Consider the following 9,266-nt stretch of genomic DNA (forward strand, 5'->3'; position numbering starts at 1 on the left):
AGAGTGATTAATGTAGTACCGAAAGGGAAAACAAAGCCGGAGGGCTTAAAAAACGGAGGAAAAAAGGATGAGGATTGAAACGAATGCAGCAAACAGGAAAGATGTAGTGAAAGCGGTCAGCGGGATTTTAGGGCAGCCTTCCCGGTACCTTGGGGTGCCGACCTGCGCCTACGAGGTAGGGAACTGCACCATCGACAGGAGCGGCGCGGTGGAGACGGAGGATGAAAAAACAGCGGAGATGGTAAGGGCAGGGCTTCTGGAGCAGGGGCTTATCGACACACCGCAGACGGAGATTGAGGAAACAACGGTCAGCCTCCCGGTGGAGGGCATGACGGCAGAGGGGCTTAAGAACCTCATCTACCTCATCCACAGCAAGCAGTACCTTATCAACCGCGCCTTTGCGGAGGAGGTCTTCCGGATACCCGCGGCATTGGTGGAGGCGCTCGGCGGCGCGGAGGTTCCCGATGCGGAAACATTCCTGCAGGTGTTCGGGAGCCATGCGGAGGGGTGCAGGGGCATCAGTTTCCCGGACGGGAAAGCGGCATTCACCCTCCCCGCCATCAACGACCCCGACATGATACGGGCATTCACGCAGCTTACAGCGGCGATGGCACAGCAGGCGCGGGAGCAGAAACGCATCAGGCCCGATGAGACCATCGAGGAGAATGAAAAATACTACATGAGGATATGGCTCCTGCGGCTGGGCTTTGGCGGGAAAGAGGGAAAAGAGGTCAGGAACCTCCTGCTTAAGAACCTGAAAGGGCATTCCGCTTTCCGCACCGATGAAAACAGGCAGAGGTGGCAGGAAGCCCGCCGGAACGAGCGGGAGGCGGCAAGGCTGCAGGCAGCGGCGGAAGCGGCAGGGCAGCCGGAGGTGATGCTGGCGGAAGCGGTGGCGGATGCCCTCCTGATCGAACAGGTCAACCAGAGTTTTGAAAAGGGAATGGAGTAAACCGCCTCCCGTATTTATACCATAGAAGATACCCGGAAAAGCACAGCAGAAAAGGCTGTAAAACACACAATTTTACGGCTCTTTTCCCCCGAATCTTTGTGTACATTATGAGCAGAAATAAGTGGATAAATAGTGCGTTCAGAGTGATTAATAGACTACCAAAAGAAAAGCAGACGCAAGGAGGAAACGCACATGAGGACACAGAGATTCGGGATTGAGATTGAAATGACAGGGATTACAAGGGAAAAGGCAGCGGAGGCCATCGCAGAATATTTCGGCACAGAGAGCTTTTACATCGGCACCTACTACAAGACCTACGGGGCAAAGGACAGGCAGGGCAGGACATGGAAAGCCACCTACGACTCCAGCATCATCGCACAGAAAAAGAGCGGCGGGCGCACGGTAGGCGCAAACGACACCTACAAATGCGAGATCGTCAGCCCCATCCTTACCTACGAAGACCTGCCGGATTTGCAGGAGATCGTAAGGCAGCTAAGACACAAAGGGGCTTTTGTAAACAGCCAGTGCGGCATACACATCCATGTGGATGCCAGCCGCTACACGCCGCAGACCCTGCGGAACCTTGTGAACATCATAGCGAGCAAGGAGGACATCCTTTACAAAGCCCTGCAGATAGACCCCGCGAGGATGCGGTGGTGCCAGAAGACCAACGAAAGGCTGATCGAGGCCATCAACCGCAGAAAGCCGCAGACGATGGAAGCCTTAAAGGACATCTGGTACGCAGGCTCCACAAGGGGCAGGACGGAGCATTACAACGAAACAAGGTACCACGGATTGAATTTACACTCGACCTTCACGAAGGGGACGGTGGAGTTCCGGCTTTTCAACAGCACCACCCACGCGGGCGAGATAAAAGCATACATACAGTTCTGCCTTGCGGTGAGCCACCAGGCGCTGACCCAGAAAAAAGCCTCCGCAAGAAAGACTGTGACCGACAACGAAAAATACGCATTCCGGTGCTGGATGCTCCGGCTTGGGCTTAGCGGGGACGAGTTCAAGACCTGCAGGCTCCACTTCCTGAAACACCTGGAAGGCAACTCCGCATGGCGGAACGCCGCTTGAAGGCCATAACGGGCGGGAGACCGCCCTTAAGGCAGTAGGAGGGCAGCCTCACTAAAAATGAAAGGATGATGTGATTATGAAGAAACTGTACATTGCTTACGGCAGCAACATGGACGAGGGGCAGATGGCCTACAGGTGCCCCACAGCGCGGCTTTTGGGGCAGGCGGAGGTGGAAGGTTACCGCCTGCTGTTCAAAGGCTCGCTGACGGGGGCATACGCCACGATAGAGCCGCAGGAGGGCGGCAGGGTGCCGGTGCTGGTCTGGGAGATCGGGGAGCGGGACGAGGCAAGCCTTGACCGCTACGAGGGATCCCCTTCCTTTTACTACAAAAAGCATTTGACGGTGAGCCTTGGCGGGCAGGAAGTGACGGCGATGGTGTACATCATGGATGAGCGGCGGCAGGCTGGCAAACCGGGCAGCGCTTACTACGGGGTGCTGGAACGCGCCTATGAGAAATTTGGATTCCCGATGGAGATACTGCTGGATGCCTATAATGCCAGCATGCAGGACAGGGAGTTTCCGGACGGATGGAGGATGGGCGACACCTGTTTCATGATAACTAACCGGAAAAAGCAGCTCACGGACTGGTATACCGTGCGGGGATTTGACGGGAGGTATTTCGACCTGCAGGACAGGAGGGGGGAACGGCGTCAATGCATCCCCGCGCAGGCTGTTCCGCAGCAGGGAGGAGGCGCTCGCTTCCCTACAGGGGAACGGAGGTGTGCAGGATGAGGATTGATATCAGGGAAGAGGAACTGGAGGCTCTGCGGGAAAAATACCCGCAGGGCTGCCGAGTGGAACTGATAAAGATGGATGACCCTTACAGGGAGATGCCGCCCGGAATGCGCGGAGTCGTGACGGGGGTGGATGACAGCGGCAGTATCCATGTGAATTGGGAGAACGGCAGCAGCCTTGCCGTGGTGTACTGCGAGGATTATGCGGTGAAAATCGGGGACGGGGAGGTGACCGTGGGGGAACTGCTGCGGCGCTGTCTCCCAAGCGTGAAAGCATTCCACTTCATGACCCCGGCAGGGTATGTTGACCTTACGGCGCAGGATGCGGGGAAAATACTGGCCGGGGAGATGAAACCCAAAGGCCATCCGGGGACCCCGGAGTATGCAATGGAGATGGAAGTGCGGGAACTTCTGGGATTCCGCTGCAAAGAGGCGGATGTCCGGGATGAACAGGGTGTGGTGAGCGCCCTTGTGTACTGACGGGGAAGGCAGGGCAGAGGGATGGAATGGGCAGAAGCAGAGCAGCAGGTAAAAGCCATTATGGAAAAACACGGATACCGGACGAAGGCCGGGGTGCCGGCTCGGGTAGATTGGGAAGGCCGGGAACATCTGCTGGACTTACGGTGCGTCCAGTGTGCCAGCCTTATGGGCATCGGCAGGAGGGAGGAAAAGGTGGCGCTCCGGATTGAGGCTGCCGTCCATAAAAGGGATGACAGGTGGATGTCCGTGCGGCAGACCGGGGAGCTTGCCGAGGAATGCCGTAAGGCGGAAGGACTGATGCGTGAGGTGGCGGAACGGGAGATAACTTTTACCCGCCATCTGGAATAAGGGAAGGAGGCAGATTGGTATGGCAATGCAGGAAAGGTCACCGGGAAATGCACACGAGAAACGCAACTGCTGGCAGCGGGGCAACGGCCCCTACAGCATGAGGGGCGAACTGAGGCGCGGCATTTCCCTTAACAAAAAATACCTGAACCGGAAGGTGCGGCACAGCAGTAAGCAGGCATTAAAACACGGCGAATACAGGCGCGTGTGCAAAACCTTACATATGGTGGAGTTTTCATAGACTGCCATAATGTACACAAACCGCAGGCAGTATCTCTGGTACATTTATGCCTGCGGTTTTAGTGGATAATGTGTGCTTTCAGAGGTAATATGTGTAATACCGAAAGGGAAAACACGAAAAAACGGAGGGTACGCACATGATGAACATTTACGGATTAAGGAACGGATTCAGCTTAAAGGAATACAACACAGCAATCACGAGGGTGGATTTCGAGGCGAACTTCACCAAAACAAAGGAAAGCATCATATTCACTTTCAACGGATGGGACGGCAAAAGCTATGACGGGGAAAGCAGACGCGCCTGCGTTTACCGCACCAGCGTCAAAGGGTACGAGGATGCGCGGTTTGTGAAGGTCGGTAAGAGCCTGCACTACATTGACGAGGAGAGCAGCGTTTTGGAAAAGGCAACAGGGGAATTCCACAAAAAAGCCGGATGGCTGGTGGATGTCCTGCGGGCAGAATAAAGGAGGCAGGAATGATAACAGAAAAAATCAGGGAACAGATATTTGCAGTCCGTGACAGCGGTGTTGCCAATATGTGCGACATGGCCGCAGTGCAGAGGGCGGCATTCGATATGGACTTTTACGAACTGGTCCTTTTTATCGAGGAAAACCGGGAGGAATACTGGAATTTCATTCTTACGGGCAAAGAATGACACAGCGGGGCGGCTTTCCGGGAAGGAGAGCCGTCCGCTGTAATGTACACAATTTATCCCACCTATCTTTGTCACATTTATAGCGCAGAAATGAGTGGATAATAGCCGCATTCAGAGGTAACATGTGTACTACCGAAAGGGAAAACACGAAAAACGGAGGAAAACAGAATGCTGAACAGGAAATTTGAGGGAGCCACACTTTTCGAGATCGACTACACACCGAAGGGAACCAAGACCATGAAGACCGTCAAGGTCTGGGCGAAGAACCGGCTGGACGCATCAAACTACATGATACTGAACCACATTTGGGGAAAGCAGCATGAGATCAGGGTTGCAACGGTCAACTTGATGAAATAAGGGAGAATAAGGACTATGAAAAAACATGAGATTAATTTTTTACAGACCACCACAATCGAACACCTGCAGGATCAGATTCCTTCCTGCTATGGGGCGGCGGTAACCTTCGGAGAAAAGGTGCTGGTGACGATGGTAAACTGGAGAGGGCAGTACGAAGCGGCCATTTACGAGTTCATCGAGACGCCGGAGGAAACGGGGCTTGGGGCGATTGAATGCAGGATCAACCTTGTGGAGGTTGCAGAGGAGACTTTCAAGGACGGCGGACACGCCATGCAGTGGGCGCTCAGCAGGGCATAAGGAGGAAAACACGATGATGAAGGAAAATTACAACGGATATGAATTGCAGACAGCATGGGATGATGGGGCGCTTGGTTATGGTTTCCGCATTTTCGACAAGAGCGGCGCGGAGGTTTCCAAAAGCATAGACCCATATTTTTATGAGGAGAATGCACTGCAGGCGGCGAGGGTTGCGGCGGACGCACTTTCGGAGCAGGAATAAAAGTACATACATAGCAGCGGAAAGGGGCTTCTTTCGGAGCCCTTTTCTGCTGTGCAAATTTAAGGGAAGGAGGCGGCACAGGTGCAGAGCGGAAGGAAACCAAAGCCCACGGCGGTAAAGGCGCTGGAGGGCAATCCGGGCAAGCGGAGCCTTAACACGGGCGAGCCGAAGCCGGAAAAGAAAGCGCCCCGCTGTCCGGCATGGCTGGAGGGCGAGGCAAAAAAGGAATGGAAACGTATGGCGGGGCAGATGGAGAAATTGGGCATCCTCACGGAGATCGACATGGCGGCTTTTGCCGGATACTGTCAGGCATATGCGCGGTGGAAGGAAGCCGAGGAATTCATCACACAGCACGGCACTATCGTAAAGACGCCCTCCGGCTACTGGCAGCAGGTGCCGCAGGTCTCCATCGCACAGACCTATTTAAAGATCATGAACCGTTTCTGTGAGCAGTTCGGCCTTACCCCTTCCTCCCGGAGCCGTATCGTTGCGGATAATGGCGAGGACAAGGAAAGCGATGCAATGGAGCTTTTGCTCTTTAAGGGAGGCGGGGGATAGTGTTTGATGAGGGAAAGGCGAAACGGACGGTAGATTTCATTAACTGCCTGAAACATACCAAGGGGAAATGGCGGGGGCAGCCCTTTGAACTGCTCCCGTGGCAGGAGACGGTCATCCGGGACGTGTTCGGCACGGTGAAGGAGAACGGTTACAGGCAGTACAACACTGCCTATGTGGAAATCCCGAAGAAAAACGGGAAATCGGAACTGGCGGCGGGCGTGGCGTTATATATGACCTGCGGTGATAATGAGTGGGGCGCAGAGGTCTACGGCTGTGCCTCTGACCGTCAGCAGGCGTCCATCGTCTTTGACGTGGCGGTGGATATGGTGGAGCAGTGCCCTGCGCTGAAAAAGAGGATAAAACCCGTTATGTCGGTAAAGCGTCTGGTGTATAAGCCTACGAACAGCTTTTATCAGGTGCTTTCTGCGGAAGCCTACACCAAGCATGGGCTGAATGTCCATGCTGTTATTTTTGATGAGCTGCACAGCCAGCCGAACCGGGAGCTGTTCGATGTCATGACCAAAGGCTCCGGCGATGCCAGGACGCAGCCGTTATTCTTTTTAATAACTACAGCCGGGACGGACAGACATTCCGTCTGTTTCGAGCAGCACCAGAAGGCGGAGGACATCCTGCAGGGCAGGAAGATAGACCCTACATTTTACCCTGTGATCTATGGCGCGTCCGATGATGCGGACTGGTCATCGGAGGATGTGTGGAGGAAAGCGAACCCCTCGCTGGGGCATACCATTGACATCGAGAAGGTGCGGAATGCGTATCTGAGTGCAAAGGATAATCCTGCGGAGGAAAATATTTTCCGGCAGCTCAGATTAAACCAGTGGGTGAAGCAGTCCACAAGGTGGATGCAGATGGAGAAATGGGATGCCTGCGCTTTCCCTGTGGACGAGCGGGAAGTGCTGGGGCGGGAATGTTACGGAGGCTTGGATTTATCCAGTTCCATTGACATTACCGCCTTTGTATTGGTATTCCCTCCGAGAAATGACACGGAAAAATATATTTTACTTCCGTACTTCTGGATACCGGAAGAAAATATGCGCCTGCGTGTGCGCCGTGACCATGTGCCGTATGACGTGTGGGAAAGGCAGGGATTTTTGCAGACCACGGAGGGGAACGTGATCCACTATGGCTTTATCGAAAATTTCATTGATGATCTCGGAAAGAAGTTCCACATCAAGGAGATTGCGTTCGACAGGTGGGGCGCTGTGCAGATGGTGCAGAACCTTGAGGGATTGGGATTTACGGTGGTCCCCTTCGGGCAGGGCTTTAAGGATATGTCGCCGCCCACCAAGCGTCTGATGGAGCTTGTTCTGGAGAAGAACATCGCCCACGGCGGGCATCCCGTCCTGCGGTGGATGATGGATAATATCTTCGTCCGCACAGACCCGGCGGGGAACATCAAGCCGGACAAGGAAAAATCCACGGAGAAGATAGACGGCGCTGTCGCCACCATCATGGGACTTGACCGGGCGATACGGAACGGTGGCATCAGCACGGGCAGCGTGTATGACGAGAGGGGGATTTTGTCCTTTTAGAATGGCTGGATTTATGATATACTTGTCGAAAAGAAATTTGGAGGTTGAACGGTATGCCGTTGTATGAAAAGAAATATGAATACCAAGAAATCCGTGTAAATACGAATGAAGATATTAATAAAATCATTGCCGATTACAATAGTTTTTATAATCTACCAAGACCTGGAATATCTGCCATTGATGATCCGTCAGTCTATCTGCAAACTTTTTTTAGAGGGCAAAGTGATGAATCATGGAAAATACGTGCCAGTATAGAAGGTGCAAAGGAGCAGGAGAATGAAATACTGGCTGATTTTGGTTCCATGCATGATGGGAATTCATTTGATTTAATTGCATATGTCCAACACTACAGGACGGGCACCAGATTTATTGATTTTACAACGGATAAAGATGTAGCCTTGTATTTTGCGTGTTCGGAAAATATGGATAAGGATGGTGCCTTATTCATGTGGTGTTATTCGCCACATAAAGCAGAATGGTATACAGCAAGTGTATTGGCGGAAGTAGCCCAGATAAACAGTGATTCCAAGATGTCGGTACAAGAGTTATCAGAAATGATACTGAGAAAAAACCCAAAGATTAAAGAGGCATTTAAGGAAACGATAGAATTAAATACTGCTATTGTTTCTTTCTTGGATCATGGTTTTATGGCGGTTCCGCCTGAAACTGCCAAAGAAAGCAATTTAAGATTAAAGAGACAAAGCGGATGTTTTTATGTATGTGGAGTGGAATTCGAGCACCCGTTGGAGGGTATGGCGAGAATCAGTTCCCATGCAGGATATAATATGTTTTACCCTCATTCAGTACAAATCCCAAAAGGATTGAGAAATGGAAATGCGTTGGTAAAAATGGTAATCTGTAAAGAACTAAAAGAAGAAATCTTAGAATATCTTGAAAAAAAGGGAATTACAAAAGAATATTTGTTACCAGATTAACTTTTGGAATTGCGGCATCTCTTCGGAGGTGCTTTCTTTTTACCCATTTTTAGGAGGTGCCTATGAAACTACCATCCATTTTTGGAACAAGGGGTGCGAGGGATAAGCCAAAGGACAGCTACGGCGGTCAGGCTTATTCCTTTTTCTTTGGGAGAAGCACCAGCGGGAAGAATGTGAATGAGCGTACCGCCATGCAGACCACGGCGGTCTATTCCTGTGTGCGGATACTGGCGGAGGCGGTTGCGTCTTTGCCGATCCATGTGTACCGCTATACGGATACCGGGAAGGAGCGGGTGTATGACCACCCATTATATTACCTTCTCCATGACGAGCCGAACCCGGAGATGACTTCCTTCGTGTTCAGGGAGACGCTGATGAGCCATTTATTGATATGGGGCAATGCCTATGCGCAGATCATCCGGGACGGGAGCGGCAGGGTATTATCTTTGTACCCATTGCTCCCGGACAAGATGGAGGTTGACCGTGACGAGCATGGGCGGCTTTTCTACACTTACACCCGGAACACGGACGAGAATCCCAACTTTTCCGAGTATGGCAGGGTACGTCTTAAGCCGGAGGATGTGCTGCATATACCGGGGCTTGGCTTTGACGGGCTGGTGGGATATTCCCCTATCGCTATGGCAAAGAACGCGGTGGGCATGACGCTGGCCTGCGAGGAATACGGAGCGTCCTTTTTCGAGAACGGGGCCACGCCGGGCGGGGTGCTGGAGCATCCGGGGGTATTGAAAGACCCGGCAAGGGTAAGGGAGAGCTGGCATGCTGTTTATGGCGGCTCTAAAAATGCCGGGAAGGTGGCAGTTTTGGAAGAAGGCCTAAAGTACCAGCAGATCGGGATTCCCCCGGAGGAGGCACAGTT

General features: G+C 52.7%; 15 protein-coding genes. All 15 read left to right on the forward strand.

Annotated features, from left to right (window positions below):
* Positions 1-67 precede the first annotated feature (67 nt).
* Positions 68-952 (forward strand): hypothetical protein, encoded by an 885-nt coding sequence (locus tag NFS35_RS25490; protein ID WP_251209833.1) that lies wholly within the window; start codon positions 68-70, stop codon positions 950-952.
* 192 nt (positions 953-1,144) lie between these two features.
* The gene (locus tag NFS35_RS25495) at positions 1,145-2,035 is read left to right on the forward strand and encodes an amidoligase family protein (protein ID WP_251209834.1); all 891 of its coding nucleotides are present in this window, start codon (positions 1,145-1,147) and stop codon (positions 2,033-2,035) included.
* A 76-nt stretch (positions 2,036-2,111) separates the two neighbouring features.
* Positions 2,112-2,768, forward strand: a complete 657-nt coding sequence (locus NFS35_RS25500) for a gamma-glutamylcyclotransferase family protein (protein WP_251209835.1) — start codon at positions 2,112-2,114, stop codon at positions 2,766-2,768.
* Positions 2,765-3,250: a DUF4314 domain-containing protein gene (locus tag NFS35_RS29995; RefSeq protein ID WP_330640462.1), complete on the forward strand. Its 486-nt coding sequence runs from the start codon at positions 2,765-2,767 to the stop codon at positions 3,248-3,250. Before NFS35_RS25500 ends, NFS35_RS29995 begins: the two co-directional genes overlap by 4 nt.
* A 21-nt stretch (positions 3,251-3,271) precedes the next feature.
* Complete coding sequence (locus tag NFS35_RS25510) at positions 3,272-3,598, forward strand: hypothetical protein (RefSeq protein ID WP_251209836.1); 327 nt, start codon at positions 3,272-3,274, stop codon at positions 3,596-3,598.
* A 19-nt stretch (positions 3,599-3,617) separates the two neighbouring features.
* Entirely contained in the window at positions 3,618-3,836 is a 219-nt protein-coding gene (locus NFS35_RS25515; protein ID WP_251209837.1) for a hypothetical protein, read from the forward strand.
* A gap of 136 nt (positions 3,837-3,972) precedes the next feature.
* Positions 3,973-4,299 carry a hypothetical protein gene (locus NFS35_RS25520; RefSeq protein WP_251209838.1) on the forward strand — a complete coding sequence of 109 codons (327 nt, stop codon included), beginning with the start codon at positions 3,973-3,975 and terminating at the stop codon, positions 4,297-4,299.
* A gap of 11 nt (positions 4,300-4,310) precedes the next feature.
* Positions 4,311-4,490, forward strand: coding sequence for a DUF5049 domain-containing protein (locus tag NFS35_RS25525; RefSeq protein ID WP_251209839.1), 180 nt, complete (start codon positions 4,311-4,313; stop codon positions 4,488-4,490).
* A gap of 168 nt (positions 4,491-4,658) precedes the next feature.
* Positions 4,659-4,847 (forward strand): hypothetical protein, encoded by a 189-nt coding sequence (locus NFS35_RS25530; RefSeq protein WP_251209840.1) that lies wholly within the window; start codon positions 4,659-4,661, stop codon positions 4,845-4,847.
* Positions 4,848-4,862: 15 nt separating this feature from the next.
* On the forward strand, positions 4,863-5,144 hold the full coding sequence (locus tag NFS35_RS25535; protein WP_251209841.1) for an Nmad4 family putative nucleotide modification protein: 282 nt from the start codon (positions 4,863-4,865) through the stop codon (positions 5,142-5,144).
* A gap of 13 nt (positions 5,145-5,157) precedes the next feature.
* On the forward strand, positions 5,158-5,346 hold the full coding sequence (locus NFS35_RS25540; RefSeq protein WP_251209842.1) for a hypothetical protein: 189 nt from the start codon (positions 5,158-5,160) through the stop codon (positions 5,344-5,346).
* Between the two features lie 81 nt (positions 5,347-5,427).
* On the forward strand, positions 5,428-5,904 hold the full coding sequence (locus NFS35_RS25545; protein ID WP_251209843.1) for a phage terminase small subunit P27 family: 477 nt from the start codon (positions 5,428-5,430) through the stop codon (positions 5,902-5,904).
* Positions 5,904-7,454 carry a terminase large subunit gene (locus tag NFS35_RS25550; protein ID WP_251209844.1) on the forward strand — a complete coding sequence of 517 codons (1,551 nt, stop codon included), beginning with the start codon at positions 5,904-5,906 and terminating at the stop codon, positions 7,452-7,454. Before NFS35_RS25545 ends, NFS35_RS25550 begins: the two co-directional genes overlap by 1 nt.
* 53 nt (positions 7,455-7,507) lie before the next feature.
* Positions 7,508-8,389 (forward strand): FRG domain-containing protein, encoded by an 882-nt coding sequence (locus NFS35_RS25555; RefSeq protein ID WP_251209845.1) that lies wholly within the window; start codon positions 7,508-7,510, stop codon positions 8,387-8,389.
* Between the two features lie 62 nt (positions 8,390-8,451).
* Positions 8,452-9,266 (forward strand): phage portal protein (locus NFS35_RS25560; protein WP_251209846.1); only part of this gene is annotated, 815 nt, incomplete at its 3' end.

Origin of the sequence: Acetatifactor aquisgranensis (assembly GCF_943193215.1) — a bacterium.
GTDB classification, from domain to species: domain Bacteria; phylum Bacillota; class Clostridia; order Lachnospirales; family Lachnospiraceae; genus Acetatifactor; species Acetatifactor aquisgranensis.